A 23,543-nucleotide genomic window follows, 5' to 3' on the forward strand; every position below is an offset into this window, starting at 1 on the left:
TGTTAAATCTAAAAATACATCTACCGCTGAGTGCTAGAACAAGATCCGTACCTTGTCTGGCCCTAATAAGCCTTGCAGCGCCAGCACGAGTTCATCTGTGGGGTTGACTCGCCACTCATCACCTAAGACAAGCTGACCGAAGGCTTGCGCTTGCTGATAATTAATCCGCACTTGCACAGCGCCTTGTTTCCATGGGCTTAAGATTTGGGTTAATTGATTTAAGCCATCAAGATTAACGCGACTAGCATCAATATCCACTTCCAGCGCTTTAACAAAATGACTGCGCGCCTCGCTAATTTCAATGATATTGCGCGCCGTCATACGGTTACCGCCAGAATAATCATCAAAACTCACTTCGCCTTCGCAAATCAGAATTTTATCTTTTTCAAGCAAGTGACCAAATTTTTCAAAGGCTTCGGTAAAGAGCATGACTTCTAAGCGCGCGCTCTTATCATCTAAGGTCACTAAGCCCATTTTCGAGCCACGTTTAGTGACCATCACGCGCGTAGCCACCACTAAGCCCGCAGCTTTCGCGGTTTTACCGCGCTCAGTGGGATGCACATCTTTAATGCGGCCGCTGGTGTAATGCTTAAGCTCAGTTAAGTACTGATTAATAGGGTGACCCGTTAAATACAGACCTAAGGTTTCACGCTCACCTTCGAGCCAAATTTTATCGGGCCAAGCGGGGCAATCCACAAACTGTTGCTTACTGTCTTCAGGCTCACTATTGAGTAAACCAAACATATCGCCTTGACCTATGGCCTCAGCTTTAGCGTGTTGATCGGCGGCGCGAATCGCCTCTGGCAACGTCGCCATCATGGAGGCGCGGTGCGGGCCTAAATTATCTAAGGCGCCCGCTTGAATTAGGCGCTCAATCACACGTTTATTCAGTTTCTTTAAATCGACGCGGGCACAAAAATCAAATAAATCAATAAAGGGGCCAGCTTCACGGGCTTGCAGAATGGATTCTACCGGACCTTCACCAACGCCTTTAATCGAGCCAATGCCATAAACTATGCGCAGTTCATCATCAACAGTAAACTTAAATTCGCCCTTGTTAACGTCAGGCGGAATGATGGTGAGCCCCATGCGGTCACACTCATCCACTAAGGTCACTATCTTGTCGGTGTTATCCATATCGGCAGACATAACCGCTGCCATAAATTCAGAGGGATAATGGGTTTTTAACCATAAGGTTTGGTATGACACCAGTGCATAGGCGGCTGAGTGAGATTTGTTAAAACCGTAACCTGCGAATTTTTCCACCAAGTCGAAGATTTTCATCGCCAACTCGCCGTCCACGCCGTTATCAACGGCGCCTTGCTCAAAACCAGCGCGCTGTTTAGCCATTTCTTCGGGTTTTTTCTTACCCATAGCACGGCGCAGCATGTCGGCGCCGCCCAAGGTATAACCCGCCAAGGTTTGGGCAATCTGCATTACCTGCTCTTGATACAAGATAATGCCGTAGGTCGGTTCGAGAATGGGTTTTAAGCTCTCGTGCTGCCATTTTTCATCGGGGTAAGATACGGCCTCAGTACCATGCTTACGGTCGATAAAGTTATCTACCATGCCTGACTGCAAAGGACCCGGGCGGAACAAGGCCACCAAGGCAATCATGTCTTCAAAGCAGTCGGGTTGCAGGCGCTTAATCAAATCCTTCATACCGCGCGATTCAAGCTGGAACACGGCCGTGGTTTCGTAACGCTTCAGTAAGGCAAAACACTTAGGATCTACCGTTGGGATACGCTCAATATCCACAGGCGGCTTACCCATTTTGGCAAGCCTTGGATTAATCATCCTCAGCGCCCAGTCAATAATGGTTAAGGTTCTTAGCCCCAAGAAGTCGAACTTTACTAAGCCTGCAGTTTCAACGTCGTTTTTATCAAACTGAGTGACCGGGAAATTACCTTCGCTATCGCAATAAAGCGGCGCAAAGTCAGTGATTTTGGTAGGCGCAATCACCACGCCCCCCGCATGTTTACCGGCGTTTCGGGTAACGCCTTCAAGCTGACGACACATGTCTATCAGCTCTTTAACGTCTTCATCCGCGTCATAGGCTTCTGGTAAGCTCGGCTCGGCCTCAAAGGCTTTAGCTAAGGTCATGCCAGGTTCTGCTGGGATCATTTTTGAAATACGGTCGACAAAACCATAAGGATGACCGAGCACACGCCCAACGTCTCGCACTACGGCTTTGGCCGCCATAGTACCAAAGGTGATGATTTGCGATACTGCTTCTCGGCCATAAAGCTCAGCCACGTGATCTATCACTTCATCGCGTCTATCCATGCAAAAGTCGACGTCAAAGTCGGGCATAGAGACACGCTCAGGGTTCAAGAAGCGCTCGAACAGTAAGTCGTATTCTAATGGGTCAAGGTCGGTAATTTTTAAGGCGTAAGCCACTAATGAACCCGCGCCCGAACCACGCCCTGGACCCACTGGGATTGCGTTATCTTTACCCCACTGAATAAACTCCATCACAATCAAGAAGTATCCAGGGAATCCCATCTGGTTAATCACTTTAAGTTCAACCGCTAAGCGCTCATCGTATTCGCCGCGGCGCTCGCGTCTAACCTCAGGATCTGGGAATAAAAACTCAAGACGCGCTTCAAGACCTTCTTCAGATTTTGCCACCAAGAAGTCTTCAATGGATAAATCACCGGTCGGGAAGTTTGGCAAAAAGTATTCGTATAAACGCACAGTAACGTTACAGCGTTTTGCAATCTCGACTGAGTTTTGAAGGGCTTCTGGAATGTCCTGAAACAATTCACACATTTCATCTTCAGTGCGTAAATATTGATTAGCACTGTATTTTTTAGGGCGTCTTGGGTCAGCTAAGGTGAAACCATCATGAATCGCCACGCGAATCTCATGAGCTTCAAAATCCTCAGGGGTTAAAAATACCACTTGGTTAGTGGCAACCACAGGCAAGCCGCGCTCATCGGCTAAGGCCACAGCCGCATGCAAATAACGCTCTTCATCGGCGCGGCCAGTGCGCAGTAATTCAAGGTAATATCTGTCTGGAAAATGCTGTTGATAAAAGTCACACAAGGCCTTGGCTTGGGTGGTGTTGCCCTTTAGCAACGCCTTACCAACATCGCCATCTTTAGCGCCAGACAGTAAAATTAGGCCTTTGCCATAGGTCAATAGCCAGTCTTGATCAATAACCGCTTTATCTAGAATATGGCCACGCAAATACGCTTGGCTGATGAGCTGGGTTAAGTTTTGATAACCCTCGTTATCCATGGCAAGGATAGTAATGCTACACAACTCGCCTTCAAAGCCTGGCACTTGCATGCCAAAGTCACTGCCAATAATCGGCTTAATGCCTCTATCATGACAGCCACTGTAAAATTTAACTAAGCCGCAGAGGTTAGTCTGATCCGTTAATGCCAGTGCGGGCATATGTAATGCCTCTGTGCGCGCCAAAATTGGCTTCACCTTGGCAACGCCATCACTCATGGAATAGTCACTGTGGACACGAAGATGCACAAAACGGGGTTCAGACATGGGAACTTGAATACTCTAACCAATCGAAGGGCAAAAGATACCATGAGCCGCCTAGTTAACCAAAACTAAAAGCGTGTTCAGGCGGGGGCTAACCCTTGGTGTTATTAACTTGATATCACGCCACTATCAGATAGTAATCAGCATGATACGAATACGGATAAAACTTGAGGATAAGCTCATCCAGCGCGTCACATCGACATAAGCCATCTAGCAGCAACATAGCTATGAGGTTATTGGATAACAATAACCAAAAAGTCGCCAGTGGCGACTTTTTAATTTTTAATGAGTTCAATGACTCAAGCTAAGGCGCTTGCTTTGCTAACGCTTCTTTCACAGGGCGAAAGCTTCTTCTATGCTCGCTCAATACGCCGTATTGTGCCAGCGCTTCAAAATGCGCCTTAGTCGGATAGCCCTTATGTTTAGCAAAGCCATACTCTGGATGCTGACTATCAAGCTCATCCATTTCTCGGTCACGAATCACTTTGGCGATAATTGACGCCGCACTAATACAGGCAATTAAACCATCGCCCTTAATAACTGCGTCACTCGCTATGCCAAAATCAGGGGTGCGATTACCATCGACTAACACTCGCTCTGGCGTCACAGCTAAGCCTGCAACGGCGCGCTGCATGGCCAGCATAGTCGCCTGCAAAATATTAAGCTCATCAATTTCCGCAGGACTGGCACGGCCAACACTAATGGCCAAAGCATTAGCCATAATGTCATCAAATAAGGCTTCACGCTTTTTCTCGCTAAGCTTTTTAGAATCGTTAAGGCCAGCAATTGGCCGCGCGGGATCTAAAATCACAGCCGCAGTGACAACATCGCCCACTAATGGGCCGCGGCCTACTTCATCCACTCCAGCAACTAAACCTTGGCCTATCTCCTGCGCTTGCTCAGGGGTTAACTCTCGATAAATAGCCATTAATCCTCCGCAATAACCTTAAGCACAGCATCGGCTGCGCGCTCACTGGCGTTAAGCCGCATATTTTGATGCAACTGATTAAAGGTGTGCATCAAATCGCGCGGATCGCGGTTAAGCATGTCAGTCACGGCGCTGGCTATTTTTTCAGGGGTACAATCGGCCTGAATAAGCTCAGGCACTAAATCGCGCCCAGCGAGTAAATTTGGCAGTGAAAATCTATCAATTTTCATCAAACGTTTGGCAATGCTATAGGTCATAGGCGCCACGCGATAAGCCACCACCATAGGGCGATTAACTAGCATAGCTTCTAAGGTGGCTGTGCCTGATGCCAGCAAAATGGCATCGCTTGCTATCATGACTTCACGGCTTTGGCCTTCAACCACATGAATAGATAATTCTGGCGCATGCTCAAGCAAGGCCGCCATATACTGCTCGCGGCGTTGTGAATTGACCACAGGCGTAATGAATTTAAGGTCGGGAAACGCTTGCTTGATAAGTAGCGCCGCTTTTACAAAAGGCTCAGCTAACTGCTTAAGCTCGCCGCCGCGAGAACCGGGTAAAATCGCTAAGTATTCAGCATCTGCGTCTATACCTAAGGCCGCTCTTGCAGCAAGCTTATCGTTAGTTAGCGGAATTTCATCGGCCAAGGTATGACCCACAAAAGTGCAAGGCACTTGATGCTCATCATAAAACGCCTTTTCAAAGGGCAGTAAAGACAACACCATATTGGTGGCCTTAGCAATTTTGAAAATACGTTTAGGTCGCCACGCCCATACTGACGGGCTGACATAATGTATGGTCTTAATTCCGGCCAGCTTTAACTTACGTTCAACCGGTAAGTTAAAATCAGGGGCATCAATACCAATAAAGCAATCTGGTTTTAGCGCAATCACTTGCTTGATTAACGATGAGCGAATAGCCAATAAGCTAGGTAAGCGCGACAGCACTTCCACTATGCCCATAACGGCCAGCTCTTCCATGGGAAAAAGTGTCTCAAAGCCTTCGGCCATCATACGTGGACCGCCGATACCAATGAAACGCGCATCAGGGTGGCGCACCTTGAGCGAGCGAATTAAACCAGCCCCTAAAATATCGCCGGAGACTTCTCCGGCGACTAGGCTGAAAATGAGTGGCTTATTGGCCATATCAGCGAATGATTCCCCGACTAGATTGACGGACAAATTCAATAAAGTTTTGCACATCAGGATACGCAGCGGCATCTTCAGTCAGTGCGGCAATCGCTTCATCAACCGTTAAGCTGCTGCGATAAAACGCTTTATAAGCGCGGCGCATGGCTTGCTGCGTCTCTTTACTGTAACCGCGGCGCTTCATGCCCTCAAAGTTTAAACCACGAGGAGATGCGGCTTGTCCTGAGGCCATGACAAATGGCGGCACATCTTGCAGTACTAACGAGCAACCGGCGGTAAATGCGTGTGCGCCGATATGCACGAACTGATGCACACCTGTCATGCCACCTAAAATGGCAAAGTCACCCACATGAACGTGGCCAGCGATTGAGGCATTGTTAGCCATAATCACGTTATTGCCGACAACACAATCATGGGCAATATGCACATAAGCCATCAGCAAGTTGTTTGAACCAATACGGGTCTCACTATTATCCTGAATCGTGCCGCGATGTATGGTCACAGACTCACGAATAATATTGTTATCCCCTATAATGAGGCGAGTAGGTTCACCAGCGTACTTCTTGTCTTGGCATTCTTCGCCGACAGAGGCAAACTGGAAAATGCGATTACCGCGGCCAATTTGAGTCGGCCCTTTAATCACGACATGAGAGCTTATCCAGCAATCATCACCTATCTCAACGCCTTCGCCGATATAGCTCCAAGGTCCAATAGTGACATTGTTGCCAATCTTAGCGTCAGGGTGTACTACAGCTAACTTATCTATCACTGCTCTATCTCTCTACGGGCACACATGATTTCGGCAGAACAAGCCAGCTCGCCATCCACATGAACTTCACCATAAAACACGCCAATCCCGCGACGCTCTTTGATATATTTAACATGAAAATGCAGCTGATCGCCTGGGGTCACGACTTTCTTGAAGCGGGCTTTATCTATGCCAGCAAAGTAGTACAACACGTTTGGCGATGGCTTATCACTCATGGTTTTAAACGCCAGTAAGCCTGTGGCTTGCGCCATAGCTTCTAACAATAAAACCCCTGGCATGATCGGCTGAACAGGGAAATGTCCCTGAAAAAACGGCTCATTAAAGGTCACGTTTTTTATGGCATGCAGACTTTCACCCGGGGTGAAATCCAGCACGCGATCAACCAATAAAAATGGATATCTATGGGGCAGATATTCAAGAATTTCCTTGATATCCATGGTGTTCATTTGTTTAGACACTCACACTTTCCTCTCACCCTAGGGCGGAAATTATTCTTTTGACGCTTTTTCTAACGTTTTCACTCGTTGGAATAACTCATCCAACTGACGGAAACGTACGGTATTCTTACGCCATGATTTATTGTCCATTGCCACAGTGGCAGATGACAGTAGACCCGGCTCTTTGACCGAGTTAATGATATTGGTGCTGCCAGAGACATGCACACCATCGCAAATGCTCAAATGGCCTGCGATGGCGCTGTTACCGCCAATAATACAATATTTACCTATAGTGACACTGCCAGCGACTGTGCTGCAGCCTGCTATCGCAGTATGGGCACCAATAATGTCGTTATGGGCAATTTGCACTTGGTTATCAATAATCACGCCATCATGGATTTCGGTATGACTTAAGGCGCCGCGATCAATCGTGGTGCCGGCACCAATTTCCACCCCATGGCCAATGCGAACGCCACCGGTTTGCGGAATTTTAAGCCATTGACCTTTTTGATTGGCATAACCAAAACCATCAGAGCCAATAACGGCGCCAGAATGGATAATGCAATCGCGGCCCATGTGGACATCATGATACACACTAACATTGGCCCATAAGCGCGAGCCTGAGCCTATGATGACATCTTGGCCAATAACGCAGCCAGCACCAATCTGCACTTGCTCGCCTAAAATGACGTTTGCGCCAATCACAGCATTGGCACCTATGCTAACCCCTTCCCCAAGCTTAGCCGTGGGATCAATGACGGCACTAGCATGGATACCAATCGCGGCCGCAGGCGTAGTGTCGAGTAACTGCGCAACTTTAGCAAAGCCCACATAAGGGTCATTCACTATCAGGGCATTACCACTAAATTCACTGGCATCATTGGCCGTCAATAACACAGCACTCGCCGAGCAATTTGCTAATTGCGAGCGATATTTGCTGTTTGACAAAAAAGAGAGCTGGCCTAAGCCAGCTTGTTCCAGAGTGGCAACAGCGTGAATTTCAACGCTGCCGTCACCCTGAACCTGGGCGCCTAACAGCTCACCCAGTTGGTTCAAGGTCACACATTTCATTTATTACTTGCCTTTGCTTAAGGCTTCAATCACTTTACTACTGATATCAGCATCCGGCTTGGCGTAAATTACCGCGCCGCGTTGAAGCACTAGATCATAGTCATTTTTGTTAGCGATATCGGTAATCACTTTTTGAACCTTTACCAATAACTTGTTTTGTTCTTCACCTTGGCGACGACGCAGATCTTCATCTAACGCTTTGCCTTTTAACTGTAACTCTGACTGTAATGATTCCATTTTACGAACCATTTCAGTTTTTTGGCTATCACTCATTAACGCCGCATCACGCTGCTGCTTTTCCATCATGCCACGCAATTCTTCTTGCATTTTTTGCACGCTGGCCATGCGATCGCCAAACTCAGACTTAAGTGACTGAGAGATTTGCTCACGCTGTGGAAGCTGCTCAAACACAGTTTGCATGTCAACAACTGCTATTTTTTCTGCATGGGCAGCCAGTGGTGCAGCCAATAAACACAGGGTCAAAGCCGCACGATTGAACATCTTTTTCACTATAAACTCCTTCTTTGGGTCAGCAAAACCTGCCGAGTGTATGCGTTTTAGAAAGTTTTGCCAATATTGAACGAGAAGATCTCTGTATCATCATCCTCGTACTCTTTCAGCGGCCAAGCGAGTGAAAACACCATAGGGCCCATTGGCGATAGCCATTGAACACTTAAACCCCATGACGCTCTAAGTCGGCTTGGATCGCTAAAGTCTTGCAGCTGCGCGAATTGATCAGCTGGCAAATAGCGGTATGAATCATAATCAAACTCAGTATCCCAAACGTTACCCGCATCAACGAAGAAGCTAGTACGTACAGAATTGGTGTAGGCTTCATCCAAGAATGGGGTTGGCACTATCATCTCTAAGCTGGCAACGGCCATGGCGTTACCGCCGATGCTGCGGCCTTCACTCACCTGAACCGAGTTAGGATCGCCTGGTAAACTGCAACCATCGCCACTGGCATCTGGCACACAAGGCTCACTACCGCGATACAGATAGAAAGAGCGTGGTCCCACAGAGTTCGACTTAAAGCCACGCAGGCTAGTACCGCCTAAGTAGAAATTTTCCCAGAATGGTAAGATTTGGTCATTATCGCCAAAGGTGCCATAACCATTACCATAACCAGCGCGGGCGCGGGTCAATACCACAAAGCTCTGATCGCGATCGATTGGGAAATAGAAGCTAGTATCAAATTCAGTACGGAAATATTGCAGATCTGAACCTGGAACCGTCATCTTACCCGACAGACGCTGGGATGAACCATCGGTTGGGAAAGTGCCGCGGTTAAGGGTACTGCGATACCAACCTAAACTGATATCAAAGTTATCAAAACTTAAATCGGCATTAGGGTCATCGTTTTCACGGTAAATATTGTAAAAACGCACGGCCTGCTCGTAAGCAGAAATTTCAGAAATAGTGTTGTGTCTATAACCAATACCCGCATTGATGCGGTTAAATTCGTTAATCGGGAAACCTGTGGTTAAGCCCACACCGTAAGAACTATTCTTATATTGTTCAAGGTTAGCTTCGTCAGCATCGAACTCACTCCAATAAACATTACCGCCTAAGCTCACGCCATCCTTAGTGAAATAAGGATCGCTATAGCTTAAGTTGACGTTTTTAGAGTACTTATTGGTGCTAACGTTGATGCCAGCTTGGTTACCTGTGCCTAAGAAGTTATTTTGCTGCACCCCAAACTGCAAGCTAATTCCTGATTCAGTACCATAACCGACACCAGCATTAAACGAGCCAGATGGCTGCTCTTTCACTTTAAAGTTAACATCGACTAAATCGTCAGTACCTGGAATTTGCACAGTTTCAGTATCAACAGTTTCAAAGAAACCTAAGCGGTTTAAACGCGCCTTAGATTGCTCCACTTGATCTGAATTTAACCAAGCGCCTTCCATTTGACGTAATTCACGGCGCATCACTTCATCTTGAGTAACATTGTTACCCGTGAAGTTAATCGAGCGCACATAAACACGCTTACCCGGATTAATATTGATGTTAAGCGTCACTTCTTTAGTGGCATCATCAATTTCAGGGTAAGTTTTTACTTCTGGATACGCGTAACCAAAACGGCCTAAATACTTGCTGTACATTTCTTCGGCAAAGGTCACATCGCCGCCATCGTACACGCCGCCCGCTTTAATCGGCAGAATCGACTTCATTAAGTCTTCACGGCCCATTAAGTCACCGGTCAGATTAACATCTTTAATTTTATAAGGTTCACCCTCATTGACGTTAACTGTGATGTACAAGCCTTTGCGATCAGGCGTCATAGCGACTTGGGTCGAAGTGACATCAAAGCGAATATAACCGTTATTGCGGTAATGGTTCTTAATGGTCTCTAAGTCGGCCTGCAGTTTCTGCTTTTGATAACGACGCTCGCCAAATAAGTCCCACCAAGCCACATAGTCTTTCAGTTCAATCAGACCGCGCAGCTCAGCATCAGTAAATACCGTATTACCCACGAAGTTAATTTGTTTGATTTCTGCCGCTAGGCCTTCGGTAAAGGTAAATTTCAGCTCAACACGGTTACGAGGTAAGTTAATGACCTGAGCTTCTACCTTAGCGCCATATTTACCCACGCCATAATAGAAGTCTTGTAAGCCTTTTTCGATGCCGGTCAGCATAGTTCTATCAAGAGACTCGCCAACCTTAACGCCGCTGCCATTTAATGACTCTTGCAGCTGCTCATCTTTAATATCTTTGTTGCCTTCAAAAGTGATAGTGCTAATGGTCGGTCTTTCTTTGACCGCTACCATTAACACGCCACCGTCACGGCTCACGCTAACATTCTCGAAGTTGGTTGACGCATACAGACTCTTAATCGCTTGCTGCAGTTTAGTTTGATCAACCACATCACCGACCTTGATCGGGAGATTAAGCAAGGCAGCACCTAAGGCAACCCGCTGTAAACCGTCGACTTGGATATCAGTAACTTCAAAAGGTTGGAAGCCATTAGCCCAACCATTCCCTGAAATAGAAGCACCGACGAATAACATCGAGGCAAATAGTTTATTCAATCTCATAGAGCTCTTCTAATTATTTGTCTGTCCTTGCTCAGAGTCGGGCGAAATCATTGAAGAGTGCAACACTCATCAAGATGAACAGCATGGCTGCCCCAAATCTGAATCCAATTTCCTGTACTCTTTCTGAGACAGGCCTTCCTGTTACGAGTTCCACCAAGTAATACATGAGATGTCCACCGTCGAGCACAGGTAAAGGCAATAAATTCATAATGCCCAAACTCACACTAATCAGCGCTAAAAATCCGAGGAAATGCACTAATCCGTACTGTGCACTGTTACCTGCGCCTTGGGCGATGGAAATTGGCCCACTGAGATTCTTAACAGAAACGTCACCTGTCAATAACTTGCCGATCATCTTAACGCTGACGTGAGTAAGTTGCCACGTTTTATCTAACGCGACACCAACTGCGTCTACTATGCCATATTTTTGCTCAATACGCATATTATCAGCGATAGCTTCACTGGTAGGAATTATGCCAATCATACCGACGGTTTTACCAGCAAGCTCTTGACTCTTAGGTAAAACATCAAGGGTCAATTGCTCACCGCTACGCTTGACTGTCAGGGATAAGCGCTGGTCTGCCGATTGCTGAATTAGTTCCACAAAACTTGGCCAATCTTGATACGCGGCGCCATTGATGGCGATAATCTCATCACCTAGCTGCATGCCGGCAAGCTTTGCTGCGCTGCCGTCAGAAAAATCAGCAATGATAGGCAAAATTTGCGGGCGATAACCGACAAAACCAATGGCGCTAATGGCCGATTCTTTTTCAGGGTTAAACTGCCACGCGCGGGTATCTAAACGATAAGTATCTGTGGTGGTTGAAGTAGATGCTCTATCGAGCGGCGCTGTGGTAATAGTGATTTCATCGCTGCCAATTAAGCCTACAAGCGCTAGATTGACATCTTCCCAGTTTTTAACCGCTTGCCCTGAAACCGCTAAAATTTGCTGCGGCGTGTTAATTTGCATCACAGCCGCAGGTTTAGTGGCATCAACGGCAGTCACCACCGGCTTTAACGCTGGCACGCCAATCAAGTACATAACGTACAAAGCAAGAATAGCGAACAGAAAATTAGCTAATGGGCCGGCGACAACAATCGCAATGCGTTGCCATACCGATTTACGATTAAAGGCTTGGTCGAGCAAATGTTCAGGCACGGCTTCAACGCGCTCATCCAGCATTTTGACGTAGCCACCGAGCGGGATCATGGCAACCACATATTCAGTGCCATCTTTACCAATTTTGCGCCAAATAGCCTTACCAAAACCGATAGAGAAACGCTCGACTTTGACGCTGCAGCGACGCGCCACATAAAAATGACCGTACTCGTGGGCTGTGATTAATAATCCTAGCGCCACCACAAACGACATCAAATTCCACAAAAAATCGCCCATCTGCTTCCTTTATCCTTACTGATTGATGGCCTCATGGGCATAAATTCGTGCTTGCTTATCTAAAGCTAAGATATCTTCCAAGGTATTGAGTTTGCCGCTATGTAAGCGTTTAAGACTCGCTTCATTAATCTTGGCAATATCGGTAAAACTGATTTGTCCGGCCAAAAATGCCGCTACTGCCATTTCATTCGCCGCATTCACCACAGTCGTTGCTTCTTGACCTAAATGACAGGCCTCAATGGCGAGTGCTAAACACGGGAAGCGATCATAATCAGGCTCGACAAAACTTAACTGTCCGACCTTGAAGAAATCTAAAGGTTCAACGCCCGCATCAATTCTGTGGGGATAAGCCATGCAGTTGGCAATAGGCGTACGCATATCTGGGTTACCCATCTGCGCTATCACCGAACCATCACGATACTGCACCATAGAGTGAATAACGCTTTGAGGATGCACTACCACTTTAAGTTGATTTTGACGGGTATTAAATAACCAGCGGGCCTCAATGTATTCCAGACCTTTATTCATCATAGTGGCAGAATCCACTGAGATTTTAGGACCCATTGACCAATTAGGATGTTTACATGCTTGCGCTGGAGTAACACTTGCAAGTTCTGCTATCGGCTTAGTTAAAAAAGGACCGCCAGAACCCGTTAATAAGATATGAGAAATACCGTGATCATCGAGGTTGCAATAGCCTAAGCTTTGCTGCACTTGGCTAGGCAAACACTGGAAAATAGCATTGTGTTCACTATCTACCGGCAGCACTACCGCGCCACTGGCACGCGCAGCATTAATAAATAGCTGGCCACTCATGACCAAGGCTTCTTTATTCGCCAGCAATACGCGTTTGCCTGCATTAACAGCCGCTAAGGTTGGCACTAGGCCTGCGGCGCCAACAATGGCCGCCATGACCACTTGGGTTTCGGCGCGCGTCACTAACTCAAGTAACGCCTCCTCCCCTGTGGTGACTTTGGTAACGCAATCACTTGGCAACGCATCTTTCAAGGCGTTAGCCGCGGTTTCATCAACCATATGGGCATACACAGGCTGATGAACCACACATAATTCAAGCATCTTAGCAACGCTTGAATTTGCCACTAAACCATACACGCGGTAAGCGGCAGCATTGGTAGCAATCACAGCTAAGGTGCTGGCACCAATGGAGCCTGTCGCCCCTAAAATCACCATATTTTGCATATCACTACATCCAGAATGCGATATAAATTAAGGTAAATACCGGCAACGCCGCAGTCAGGCTGTCGATTCTATCTAAAATCCCGCCGTGACCTGGCAAAATAGTGCCTGAATCTTTTATGTTGGCGGCGCGCTTAAACATACTTTCTGATAAATCACCGATGGCAGACGATAAGGCGGTGAACAAGGTCACTAAGACCACTAACGGCCATTCTTGCTGCGGTGATAAATACATGACAGCGGCTGCGACCAGTAAGCTTGCGGCTAAACCACCCACTAAACCTTCTATGGTTTTGGCTGGGCTAACATTTGGCATTAGCTTATGTTTGCCAAAGTTTTTACCCGCAAAATAAGCACCAGTATCGGTTGCCCATACGGTCAGCATCACCAGCAATACTAAGGTGCCACCGAAATAAGGATCGCGGCCTAAGCTCAGTGATTCAAGCGCCATTAGCGCGGCAAAACAAGGAACTAAAGTTAGCTGACCAAACATAGACTTAAGCATTGGGCTCTTAGCCCAAGTCGCTTTAGCTTTTGGATAGATGACCACTAAAACCGTCGCAACTAGCCACCAAATGGCACCAAGACCCAAAATGCCCTGATAGACAGGGTGCAAATAACCACCATTCCAGATAGCCGTTGTTGGGACAATATAATTGATGGTGGTAAGCAAAATGCCTATGGTGATAGTAAAGCTCCACTGAGTGACGTTGCACTCAGGGTCGATGAGTCCGCCCCACTCTTTGGCGGCGATTAAGAAAATTGGGACTAATACCCAAGCTAGGTAGGCAGGTGACAATAAAAAGATACCCGCAAGCACTAAAAGCACTAACCATAATGCTGTTATAATTCGTTGTTTTAGCAAGAGACTCCCTCACTTAATTGCTGTCTCAGGTGGCAAAATTGCCAAAAAATTAACCTGATGTCTTGATGGCTTCAATCTGACTTCCCGTCAAACCGAAACGACGTTGCCGACCACTAAACACGCTGACCGCGTGATGGAAAGCAGCTTCATTGAAATCTGGCCACAACAAGTCAGTAAACACTAACTCAGCATAGGCAGCTTGCCATAAAATAAAATTACTAATCCGAAAATCACCGCCAGTGCGGATCATTAAGTCGACATCGTCTTGCCCTTGCATCGACAAATGCTGTGCTAAGGCTTCTTCAGAAAACTCATCCGCAGACATGGTGCCTGACTGGACTTTCTCAGCCAACTTTTGCGCGGCTTGTAAAATATCCCAACGTCCGCCGTAGTTAGCTGCAACATTGAGGATTAATTCATTGTTATCTGCAGTTTGCTGCTGCGCCGTTAAAATTTGTTTCTGTAACCTAGCAGAGAAACGGCTAGTATCGCCAATGATATTAAGGCGCACACCATTTTTATGTAATAGTTTGATTTCACGTTGAAGTACCGTGAAGAACAATTCCATTAGTAAGGTGACTTCTTGATCTGGGCGACGCCAGTTTTCTGATGAAAAGGCAAATAAGGTTAACGAACGTACACCCAATTGTTTGGCGGTAGTCACAGCACGGCGTACTGCTTTGACACCGGCTCGGTGCCCCATGACGCGTGGCTGACCTTTTGCCTGTGCCCAGCGACCGTTACCGTCCATTATGATGGCTACATGGCGCGGAATGGCCAAGCCGACTAATTCAGGTAACTCACCAGGCATATCTGATGCCAGTAAGCTATCTAAAGCATTCTGACTCGTAGTGGATGACATCTCTCACAACCCTTAAAATAAACAAACGCCGTGTAGTATAACGCTACACGGCGTATCAACTCTAGTGAGTTAGGTGTTGAATCAGACTTCCATCAACTCAGCTTCTTTGGCCGCTAACACTTCATCAATCTTCTTGATGTAGGTATCGGTCATTTTTTGAATGTCATCGTCGCTGCGACGTACATCATCTTCAGTACATTCTTTGGCTTTTTCTAATGCTTTAACATCAGAGTTAGCGTCACGACGTACGTTACGAATTGACACTCGGCCTTGTTCAGCTTCAGCACGTACCACTTTAACTAAATCGCGGCGACGCTCTTCAGTCAGGGCTGGCAGAGGAATACGAATGTTGCTGCCCGCTGACATTGGGTTCAGACCCAGATCAGATGACATAATGGCTTTTTCTACGGCTTGGATCATGCTGCGATCGAATACGCTCACAGACAGAGTGCGTGAATCTTCAATGCTCACGTTACCCACTTGGTTCAGTGGGGTCATAGTACCGTAGTAAGACACTTGAATTGAGTTCAACAGACTTGGGTGAGCACGGCCAGTACGAACCTTGCTCATTTGGCCTTTCATTGACTCAACACATTTACCCATGCGCTCTTGGGCATCTTTTTGAATATCTGCAATCACGATAATTATCCTTTAAGTCATTACTTCGCTTTGATCAAAGTGCCTTCTTCTTCACCCATGATAACGCGGCGAAGCGCTCCAGGCTTGTTCATATTGAACACTAAGATAGGCATGTCATGGTCTCTGGCCATAGTAAAGGCTGCTAAGTCCATGACTTTTAATTCTCTTTCTAAAACTTCATTGTACCCAAGCACATCATACTTAACAGCATCTGGGTTTTTCATTGGGTCTTCAGAGTATACACCGTCAACCTTGGTGCCTTTCAATACTACTTCTGCTTCAATTTCAATGCCGCGTAAACAGGCTGCAGTATCAGTAGTACAGAATGGGTTACCAGTACCGGCGGCAAAAATTACCACTCGGCCAGATTTCAGGTAGCTGATAGCTTCCGCCCAATTATAACGGTCACATACACCGTTCAGAGGAATTGCCGACATCAGGCGAGCGTTCACATAAGCACGGTGCAGCGCATCACGCATGGCCAGGCCATTCATCACTGTGGCCAACATGCCCATGTGGTCGCCGACCACTCGGTTCATGCCAGCTTTAGCCAAGCCTTCACCGCGGAATAAATTACCGCCACCTATGACCACGCCAACTTGAATACCCAGCTCCACTAACTCTTTCACTTCTTGCGCCATACGGTCAAGAACCTTCGGATCAATACCGAAGCCCTCATCGCCCATTAAGGCTTCACCACTTAACTTAAGAAGAATTCGACGAAATGCAGGTTTTGGATTGGTGCTCATATTTTTAGTCTCGGTCATAACAAGACCGCAGCGGCTGCTGCGGTCTTAAAGGTCTTAGCGTTGGCTATTAAGCCTTTTTATTCGCTGCGAGTTGAGCCGCTACTTCAGCAGCAAAGTTTTCTTCTTTCTTCTCGATGCCTTCGCCAACTTCCATGCGGATGAAAGTAGTTACTGTAGCACCTTTAGCTTTCAGAATTTCACCAACAGTTTTCTTTGGTTCCATAATGTAAGCTTGACCAGTCAGAGAGATCTCACCGGTGAATTTCTTCATGCGACCAAGAACCATCTTTTCAGCGATTTCTTGTGGCTTGCCTTCGTTCATAGCAATTTCGATTTGCAGAGTCTGTTCACGAGCTACTAAATCAGCTGGAACGTCTTCTGGGTTAACGAATTCTGGCTTAGAAGCAGCAATGTGCATAGCGATGTGCTTCAGAGTTTCTTCATCAGCAGTACCAGCTACAACAACACCGATACGGTCGCCGTGACGGTAAGAAGACAGGTTAGCGCCATCGATATACTCAACACGACGTACGTTGATGTTTTCGCCAATCTTAGTAACCAGAGCAACACGAGCTTCTTCAAACTGTGTTTTCAGGTCTTCGATAGTGACTTTAGATGCTGCAGCAACGTCCAGTACTTCGTTAGCGAATGCTAAGAAGTTACCGTCTTTAGCTACGAAGTCAGTTTGACAGTTAACTTCAACCAGAGCTGCGAAACCTTCACCATTCTTGATCAGAATAGTACCTTCAGCAGCGATGTTACCCGCTTTCTTAGCAGCCTTGGCAGCACCGCTCTTACGCATGTTATCAATCGCTAATTCGATATCACCGTTGGTTTCAGTCAGGGCTTTTTTACAGTCCATCATGCCAGCGCCAGTGCGGTCGCGCAGTTCTTTAACTTGGGCAGCAGTAATTGCCATTGTTAAGTCCTCTATAGAAAATTCGACATATTTTGCAGATATAAAACAGGGGCCTAACGGCCCCTGTTAACCAATTAACACATTGGTTAATAAGGGAGATGCCTAAGCATCACGCCTTATTATACGGCTTCAACGAAACCGTCTTGCTCAGCTTGAACAGCCAGATCTTGACCACGGCCAGCATTTGCAGCAGCAGCAACAGAAGAGGTGTACAGCTTGATAGCACGCATAGCATCGTCGTTACCAGGGATGACGTAGTTAACACCGTCTGGCGCAGAGTTAGTATCAACAACAGCAACAACTGGGATACCCAGGTTGTTAGCTTCTTTGATAGCGATATGTTCGTGGTCAGCACCGATCACAAACAGAACGTCAGGCAGACCGCCCATGTTCTTAATACCACCTAAAGATTTTTCCAGCTTAGCCAGTTCGCGAGTACGCATCAGCGCCTCTTTCTTGGTCAGCTTGTCAAAAGTACCATCTACAGATTGGGTTTCCAGTTCTTTCAGACGCTTGATTGACTGACGAACAGTTTTCCAGTTAGTCAGCATGCCGCCTAACCAACGGTTATCAACGTAGTACTGGTCACAAGAGATAGCAGATTCTTTGATGGCTTCGCTAGCGGCACGCTTAGTACCAACGAACAATACTTTACCTTTCTTAGAAGCAACGTTGCTGATGAAAGCCAGCGCTTCGTTGAACATAGGTACAGTGTGTTCTAAGTTGATGATGTGTACACCGTTGCGTGGTCCAAAGATGAATGGCTTCATCTTAGGGTTCCAGTAACGGGTTTGGTGACCGAAGTGTACACCAGCTTGCAGCATGTCGCGCATTGAAACAGTAGTCATTTTATTTACCTTAAAATGGTTGGGGTTAAACCTCCACGTATCCCATCCTATCGACCACAACATTACTGTTGCAGCACCCCGATGCATGTGTCGATACGTGTGTGATTTCGTATTGAGTTAATTGCCATGTATAATGGCCGTCATCGTTTACTCTTCAGCTAAGCTGGGTAACTTGGATTGGTTAAGCCGTTGCTACTACTTACATGAGAAACTCATTAAGTAGAGACTAACGTTTCAATAATTCAAGTTGCGGCAACGTCCGAAGAGATATCACTAGACGGCGCGCTTTATACCATATTTATGGATTAGACACAAATTTTTAGCCATAAATTTCGCCGCCAATCGTAGTCAAACCGTAAGAGAAATGTCCATGAGTATTGTTATCAAAACTGCCGAAGAAATTGAAAAAATGCGTGCTGCAGGCAAATTGGCGGCCGATGTATTGGAGATGATAGCTCCCTTTATCAAGGCAGGGGTTACCACCAATGAACTCAATGCCATTTGTGCTAAGTTCACTGAAGAACAAGACGCAATTTCTGCTCCGCTCAACTATCACGGTTTTCCAAAGTCTATCTGTACTTCAATCAATGACGTGATTTGTCATGGCATTCCAAGCGATCGCGCTCTGAAAGATGGCGACATCATCAACATCGACATCACTGTCATTAAAGACGGTTACCATGGCGATACCTCGCAAATGTTCTTAATCGGTGACGTGAGCCCGAAAGACAAGCGCTTATGCCGCGTGGCGCAAGAAAGCCTGTATGAAGCTATCAAAATCGTGCGCCCAGGTATCAAGCTTGGCGAGATTGGTACTGTGATTGAAAAGTGCATCAAGGGTAAAAAAACTGGCCTTGAGAAATACAGCATAGTCGCCGACTACTGTGGCCATGGCATTGGCGCAGGTTTTCATGAAGAGCCGCAGGTCATGCATTACAAAAATAATGACAAGACAGTGCTGCGCGCTGGCATGTGTTTTACCATCGAGCCAATGATCAATGCTGGTAACTACAAAACCAAATTAGATCAAAAAGATGGCTGGACTGTGACTACCTCTGATGGCAAAAATTCGGCCCAGTGGGAACACACACTACTCGTGACTGACAACGGCGTCGAAGTCTTGACTCTGCGCAGCGATGAAAACTTTCCACGCATTATCAGCCACTAAACTTAATTCAGGGATGGCGAATGAATCAAGCACTCAGCACTAAACTGCAATTACAAGCGCACAATCAAGTATTACGCCAAACGTTTAATGGTGAAGGTGATATCAGTGCGCTACTTCATACTCGCAGTGATTTTGTTGATGATTTATTGCGCCGCCAATGGCAGGCCTTAGGTCTGGATTCACAACCGCTATCCCTGATTGCTGTCGGCGGCTATGGGCGCAGAGAACTGCACCCATGCTCTGACATAGATTTACTGTTTTTGCTTGAAGCGCCGCTCTCCCCTGCCAATGAAGTTAGCTTATCTGAGTTTATTACTTACCTGTGGGACGCAGGCCTTGAAATCGGCCACAGTGTGCGCACATTAGCGCAAACGTTGGAGCTTGGCGCGCAAGATGTCACAATCGCCACCAATCTAATTGAAGCGCGTCTTCTTATTGGCTCAGATCCGGTATTTAGTGAGCTGAGGCAAAGTATCCGCGCTGCAGCCTTTTGGCCGACCCAAAAGTTTCTGTTAGCCAAAAAAGAGGAGCAACTGCAGCGTCATCATAAGGCCAATGCCTTTGATCTTGAGCCCAACATCAAAACCTGCCCTGGCGGGCTTAGGGATATTCAAACCATAGCTTGGGTCGCCATGCGCTATTTTGATGCGGCGAACCTTGAAGATTTAGTCGACCACGGCTTTTTGCATCAGTATGAATTAGATGAACTGTTAGAGTGCCGCGCATTTCTCTGGCAACTGCGCTTTGCCATGCACTTAATCAGTAATCGTGATGAAAACCGATTATTGTTTGATTTACAGCCGCAAGTGGCGCAGCTCATGGGCTACCAAGATGGTACTCAGTTAGCCGTTGAGCAAATGATGAAGCGCTATTACCGCTGCGTGCGCCGCGTCATTGAACTCAATGACATGTTGTTGCAATTATTTAAGCGCGCTGTGCAGCCGCAGCAACCAGATCTTGAAATTCAGCCAATAGACAGCCATTTTCAGCGCCGCGGCCGCTTTATTGAAGCCTTAGCGCAAGACGCATTTAGCGAGCCGCACGTCATTCTCAAATTGTTTTTGCACTGCGCCCGCAATTCTAATATCACCGCCATTTATGCGCCAACATTACGCAGTTTACGCCTAGCGCGTCGCAGCCAGCCCATGCCTTTAATGGAACATGCCGCTTGTCGTCAGGTGTTTATGGAAATTTTGCGCCATCCGCGCGGCATTCCCGCGTTATCTATGATGCATAAATACGGGGTTTTATCTGCGTATCTGCCGCAGTGGCGCGCCATTGAAGGGCAAATGCAGTTTGACTTGTTTCATGCCTATACCGTCGATGAGCACACCCACAGGTTATTGCGTAATATCGAGCGCTTTTCGCAGCCCGATCAAAAAGATGAATTTCCTCTGGGCTCAGTACTCATCAATCAATTGCCTAAAAAAGGCTTATTGGTGCTGGCCGCCATTTTCCATGACATAGCTAAAGGTCGCGGCGGCGATCATTCAAGCTTAGGCGCCAGTGATGCGCTCATCTTTTGTAAACGCCATGAACTTAACGATCACGATGGCCGCTTAGTCAGTTGGCTAGTGCAGCATCACTTATTAATGTCAGTGACAGCGCAGCGCCGTGATATTTCAGATCCAGACATAGTGGCGGAATTTGCCGCTAAAGTACGCGACTCAGTGCACTTAAGTTATCTTTATTGTTTAACCGTTGCCGACATGTGCGCCACCAATGACACCATTTGGAATAATTGGAAAGGTGCATTACTGCGCGAACTCTATTTTGCCACCCAAAGAACCTTGGCCCGTGGCCATGAAAAGCCGGTGGATATTCGCTCGCATTTACGAGAGAACCAAGCGAAAGCCCGCAAAGAGCTTATTCGCCGCGGCTTTAAAGATAAAGAAATCGACCTACTATGGGCGCGGTTTAAGGCCGACTACTTTTTGCGCCACACCCTCAACCAAATCATTTGGCATGCCGAAGGTATTCTTAAGCACAGGGGCGATGAGGCGTTAGTGCTAATTAATAAGCAAAGTAGTCGCGGCGGCACTGAACTGTTTATCTATTGCCCAGACAAACCAAAATTATTTGCCACAGTGATGGCAGTGCTGGACAATAAAAATATCAACGTCCATGATGCGTTGGTGATGAGCAGTAAAGACCATTACGCCTTAGATACCTTTGTGATCTTAGAGCAAGATGGCGCCCCGCTTCAGCAACTCGCACGCATACAAGGCATTAGAAAAACCTTAGTTAAAGCACTGGCCAAAGATGCCAGCGCTAAGTTGCCATCCTTTAGAAAACTGCCGCGCAAGATGAAACCTTTTAAGGTTGCCACCAGCGTGAGTTTTCTAAAGAGCAATCGCCATGATACAAGTATGCTGGAGTTATTCGCGCTCGATTCACCCGGACTGCTCGCCAAAGTAGGTGAAACCTTCTATCGCTGCCAAGTGAATTTATTGGCCGCCAAGATCACTACCATAGGCGAGCGTGCTGAAGACGTATTTATTTTACAGACCTTAGACGGCAAAGCGCTGAATGAGGCACAACAGACCCAGCTAAGCGACGCGTTAACCGCAGTGCTAGCCCAACCCACTCCCTAAAGTTTGAGGACGATACCATGGAGGCATTACGCCAACGTATCGAGGTAGCCTTTGAAGAGCGCCAAGATATTACCCCGACCAATGCAACACCAAGCCTGCGTGCTGACATTGATAAAGTTATTAATATGCTTGATAGCGGCGAAGTTCGTGTTGCTGAGAAGATTGATGGCAAGTGGCATGTCCACCAGTGGCTGAAGAAAGCAGTATTACTGTCTTTCCGTATTTATGAAAACCAAGTTATTGAAGGCGGCGAAACTAAATATTTTGATAAAGTTGCCCTGAAATTTGCAGATTACGATGAAGCGCGCTTTAAGCAAGAAGGCATTCGTGTAGTACCGCCAGCAACCGTAAGAAAAGGCTCGTTTATTGCTCGCAATACCGTACTGATGCCATCTTATGTCAACTTAGGGGCTCGCGTTGATGAAGGCTCTATGGTTGATACTTGGGCGACGGTAGGTTCTTGCGCGCAAATCGGTAAAAACGTGCATTTATCTGGCGGCGTTGGCATTGGTGGCGTACTTGAGCCACTGCAAGCTGGCCCAACCATTATTGAAGACAACTGCTTTATCGGTGCTCGCTCTGAGATTGTTGAAGGCGTGATTGTTGAAGAAGGCGCCGTGATTTCTATGGGCGTATATATTGGCCAAAGCACCCGTATTTTCGATAGAGAAACCGGTGAAGTGCATTACGGCCGAGTTCCAGCAGGCTCAGTCGTCGTTTCTGGCAGCTTGCCGTCTAAATGTGGCACTTACAGTTTATATGCCGCCATCATAGTTAAGAAAGTAGACGCTAAAACTCGCGCCAAAGTGAGTATTAACGAGCTGCTGCGCCTAATTGATTAAGCTAGTTGATTGAATTAGCCGATTGAATTAGTTAATTAGCAAAAAAAGAAGGTAAGTCATTGGCTTACCTTCTTTTTTATTAACGCTAGCATGAGTGTTATTGAGAACGTCTAGCCCTTAATAGCGCTGATAAATTTTGGCAGCCATTTAATGGCATCTTGCTCGGGCGTCATGGTTTGAGTGGCATCTAACTCTAATCGCGTTAATAACCGTCTTGCCCCAAGCTCACTTAATAACTCATCAAACTGCTTACCCGCACCACAAAAAGTATCGTAACTTGAGTCACCTAAGGCAATCACAGCATACTTTACGCCCGGTAAATAGGGGGCATTGCGCTTTAATGTCTGAAACCAAGGTGCAATATCATCGGGCACATCGCCTTGACCTGTAGTTGACGTCACAATTAACAAAGGGTTATCAGCGACAGGTAACCATGAAGATAACTGCTGATGTTCAACAATTTCAGCAACTATGCCTGCTTGCTTAATAGTAGCGGCCAACTCTTCTGCAACCGCTTGAGCGCTGCCATACACAGTGCCAAACACTAGATTAACTTTCATGGTTCGCCT

General features: G+C 46.8%; 20 protein-coding genes. 3 read left to right on the forward strand and 17 right to left on the reverse strand.

Features of this window, described 5'->3' with window-relative positions:
- Window positions 1-33: 33 nt before the first annotated feature.
- The 16 genes from dnaE to rpsB form a co-directional block, all read right to left on the reverse strand.
- A complete protein-coding gene (gene dnaE / locus FJQ87_RS14705; RefSeq protein ID WP_140933253.1) occupies window positions 34-3,507 on the reverse strand; it encodes a DNA polymerase III subunit alpha in 3,474 nt (1,157 codons plus the stop codon).
- A gap of 301 nt (window positions 3,508-3,808) precedes the next feature.
- The gene (gene rnhB / locus FJQ87_RS14710) at window positions 3,809-4,432 is read right to left on the reverse strand and encodes a ribonuclease HII (RefSeq protein WP_140933254.1); all 624 of its coding nucleotides are present in this window, start codon (window positions 4,430-4,432) and stop codon (window positions 3,809-3,811) included.
- The gene (gene lpxB, locus FJQ87_RS14715; protein ID WP_140933255.1) at window positions 4,432-5,577 is read right to left on the reverse strand and encodes a lipid-A-disaccharide synthase; all 1,146 of its coding nucleotides are present in this window, start codon (window positions 5,575-5,577) and stop codon (window positions 4,432-4,434) included. Before lpxB ends, rnhB begins: the two co-directional genes overlap by 1 nt.
- A 1-nt stretch (window position 5,578) precedes the next feature.
- A complete protein-coding gene (lpxA, locus tag FJQ87_RS14720; RefSeq protein WP_140933256.1) occupies window positions 5,579-6,349 on the reverse strand; it encodes an acyl-ACP--UDP-N-acetylglucosamine O-acyltransferase in 771 nt (256 codons plus the stop codon).
- Window positions 6,346-6,807, reverse strand: coding sequence for a 3-hydroxyacyl-ACP dehydratase FabZ (gene fabZ / locus FJQ87_RS14725; protein ID WP_140933257.1), 462 nt, complete (start codon window positions 6,805-6,807; stop codon window positions 6,346-6,348). Before fabZ ends, lpxA begins: the two co-directional genes overlap by 4 nt.
- Before the next feature lie 30 nt (window positions 6,808-6,837).
- Window positions 6,838-7,857: a UDP-3-O-(3-hydroxymyristoyl)glucosamine N-acyltransferase gene (gene lpxD / locus FJQ87_RS14730; RefSeq protein WP_140933258.1), complete on the reverse strand. Its 1,020-nt coding sequence runs from the start codon at window positions 7,855-7,857 to the stop codon at window positions 6,838-6,840.
- Between the two features lie 3 nt (window positions 7,858-7,860).
- Window positions 7,861-8,358, reverse strand: a complete 498-nt coding sequence (locus tag FJQ87_RS14735; protein ID WP_140934143.1) for an OmpH family outer membrane protein — start codon at window positions 8,356-8,358, stop codon at window positions 7,861-7,863.
- Window positions 8,359-8,414: 56 nt separating this feature from the next.
- Window positions 8,415-10,895 carry an outer membrane protein assembly factor BamA gene (gene bamA / locus FJQ87_RS14740; RefSeq protein ID WP_140933259.1) on the reverse strand — a complete coding sequence of 827 codons (2,481 nt, stop codon included), beginning with the start codon at window positions 10,893-10,895 and terminating at the stop codon, window positions 8,415-8,417.
- Between the two features lie 31 nt (window positions 10,896-10,926).
- Window positions 10,927-12,291 carry a sigma E protease regulator RseP gene (rseP, locus tag FJQ87_RS14745; protein WP_140933260.1) on the reverse strand — a complete coding sequence of 455 codons (1,365 nt, stop codon included), beginning with the start codon at window positions 12,289-12,291 and terminating at the stop codon, window positions 10,927-10,929.
- Between the two features lie 15 nt (window positions 12,292-12,306).
- Window positions 12,307-13,491: a 1-deoxy-D-xylulose-5-phosphate reductoisomerase gene (ispC, locus tag FJQ87_RS14750; protein ID WP_140933261.1), complete on the reverse strand. Its 1,185-nt coding sequence runs from the start codon at window positions 13,489-13,491 to the stop codon at window positions 12,307-12,309.
- A 4-nt stretch (window positions 13,492-13,495) separates the two neighbouring features.
- The gene (locus tag FJQ87_RS14755) at window positions 13,496-14,353 is read right to left on the reverse strand and encodes a phosphatidate cytidylyltransferase (protein WP_140933262.1); all 858 of its coding nucleotides are present in this window, start codon (window positions 14,351-14,353) and stop codon (window positions 13,496-13,498) included.
- 49 nt (window positions 14,354-14,402) lie between these two features.
- Window positions 14,403-15,215, reverse strand: coding sequence for a polyprenyl diphosphate synthase (uppS, locus tag FJQ87_RS14760; RefSeq protein WP_140933263.1), 813 nt, complete (start codon window positions 15,213-15,215; stop codon window positions 14,403-14,405).
- An 81-nt stretch (window positions 15,216-15,296) separates the two neighbouring features.
- Window positions 15,297-15,854, reverse strand: a complete 558-nt coding sequence (frr, locus tag FJQ87_RS14765) for a ribosome recycling factor (RefSeq protein ID WP_140933264.1) — start codon at window positions 15,852-15,854, stop codon at window positions 15,297-15,299.
- A gap of 20 nt (window positions 15,855-15,874) precedes the next feature.
- Entirely contained in the window at window positions 15,875-16,603 is a 729-nt protein-coding gene (gene pyrH / locus FJQ87_RS14770; protein WP_140933265.1) for a UMP kinase, read from the reverse strand.
- Window positions 16,604-16,670: 67 nt separating this feature from the next.
- On the reverse strand, window positions 16,671-17,522 hold the full coding sequence (tsf, locus tag FJQ87_RS14775) for a translation elongation factor Ts (protein ID WP_140933266.1): 852 nt from the start codon (window positions 17,520-17,522) through the stop codon (window positions 16,671-16,673).
- Between the two features lie 119 nt (window positions 17,523-17,641).
- Window positions 17,642-18,370, reverse strand: coding sequence for a 30S ribosomal protein S2 (rpsB, locus tag FJQ87_RS14780; protein WP_140933267.1), 729 nt, complete (start codon window positions 18,368-18,370; stop codon window positions 17,642-17,644).
- A 370-nt stretch (window positions 18,371-18,740) separates the two neighbouring features.
- Between rpsB and map the strand changes: the two genes are divergently transcribed.
- From map to dapD, 3 genes are read left to right on the forward strand one after another with little or no spacing between them, the layout of a single operon-like run.
- Window positions 18,741-19,538, forward strand: a complete 798-nt coding sequence (map, locus tag FJQ87_RS14785; RefSeq protein ID WP_140933268.1) for a type I methionyl aminopeptidase — start codon at window positions 18,741-18,743, stop codon at window positions 19,536-19,538.
- 20 nt (window positions 19,539-19,558) lie between these two features.
- Complete coding sequence (glnD, locus tag FJQ87_RS14790; protein ID WP_140933269.1) at window positions 19,559-22,132, forward strand: bifunctional uridylyltransferase/uridylyl-removing protein GlnD; 2,574 nt, start codon at window positions 19,559-19,561, stop codon at window positions 22,130-22,132.
- 17 nt (window positions 22,133-22,149) lie between these two features.
- The gene (gene dapD / locus FJQ87_RS14795) at window positions 22,150-22,974 is read left to right on the forward strand and encodes a 2,3,4,5-tetrahydropyridine-2,6-dicarboxylate N-succinyltransferase (RefSeq protein ID WP_140933270.1); all 825 of its coding nucleotides are present in this window, start codon (window positions 22,150-22,152) and stop codon (window positions 22,972-22,974) included.
- Window positions 22,975-23,084: 110 nt separating this feature from the next.
- Here dapD and FJQ87_RS14800 read toward each other — a convergent pair whose 3' ends face one another.
- Window positions 23,085-23,534: a flavodoxin gene (locus FJQ87_RS14800; RefSeq protein WP_140933271.1), complete on the reverse strand. Its 450-nt coding sequence runs from the start codon at window positions 23,532-23,534 to the stop codon at window positions 23,085-23,087.
- Between the last annotated feature and the right edge of the window lie 9 nt (window positions 23,535-23,543).

It is taken from the genome of Shewanella sp. SNU WT4 (assembly GCF_006494715.1).
Taxonomy (GTDB): domain Bacteria; phylum Pseudomonadota; class Gammaproteobacteria; order Enterobacterales; family Shewanellaceae; genus Shewanella.

Bases quoted from the DNA above. Each gene is read 5' to 3' on its own strand.
- pyrH (WP_140933265.1), bottom strand. From the start codon at position 16,603: ATGAGCACCAATCCAAAACCTGCATTTCGTCGAATTCTTCTTAAGTTA.
- uppS (WP_140933263.1), bottom strand. From the start codon at position 15,215: ATGTCATCCACTACGAGTCAGAATGCTTTAGATAGCTTACTGGCATCA.
- FJQ87_RS14735 (WP_140934143.1), bottom strand. From the start codon at position 8,358: ATGTTCAATCGTGCGGCTTTGACCCTGTGTTTATTGGCTGCACCACTG.
- lpxB (WP_140933255.1), bottom strand. From the start codon at position 5,577: ATGGCCAATAAGCCACTCATTTTCAGCCTAGTCGCCGGAGAAGTCTCC.
- dnaE (WP_140933253.1), bottom strand. From the start codon at position 3,507: ATGTCTGAACCCCGTTTTGTGCATCTTCGTGTCCACAGTGACTATTCC.
- bamA (WP_140933259.1), bottom strand. From the start codon at position 10,895: ATGAGATTGAATAAACTATTTGCCTCGATGTTATTCGTCGGTGCTTCT.
- FJQ87_RS14800 (WP_140933271.1), bottom strand. From the start codon at position 23,534: ATGAAAGTTAATCTAGTGTTTGGCACTGTGTATGGCAGCGCTCAAGCG.
- map (WP_140933268.1), top strand. From the start codon at position 18,741: ATGAGTATTGTTATCAAAACTGCCGAAGAAATTGAAAAAATGCGTGCT.
- rnhB (WP_140933254.1), bottom strand. From the start codon at position 4,432: ATGGCTATTTATCGAGAGTTAACCCCTGAGCAAGCGCAGGAGATAGGC.
- rseP (WP_140933260.1), bottom strand. From the start codon at position 12,291: ATGGGCGATTTTTTGTGGAATTTGATGTCGTTTGTGGTGGCGCTAGGA.
- tsf (WP_140933266.1), bottom strand. From the start codon at position 17,522: ATGGCAATTACTGCTGCCCAAGTTAAAGAACTGCGCGACCGCACTGGC.
- dapD (WP_140933270.1), top strand. From the start codon at position 22,150: ATGGAGGCATTACGCCAACGTATCGAGGTAGCCTTTGAAGAGCGCCAA.
- glnD (WP_140933269.1), top strand. From the start codon at position 19,559: ATGAATCAAGCACTCAGCACTAAACTGCAATTACAAGCGCACAATCAA.
- lpxD (WP_140933258.1), bottom strand. From the start codon at position 7,857: ATGAAATGTGTGACCTTGAACCAACTGGGTGAGCTGTTAGGCGCCCAG.
- ispC (WP_140933261.1), bottom strand. From the start codon at position 13,491: ATGCAAAATATGGTGATTTTAGGGGCGACAGGCTCCATTGGTGCCAGC.
- rpsB (WP_140933267.1), bottom strand. From the start codon at position 18,370: ATGACTACTGTTTCAATGCGCGACATGCTGCAAGCTGGTGTACACTTC.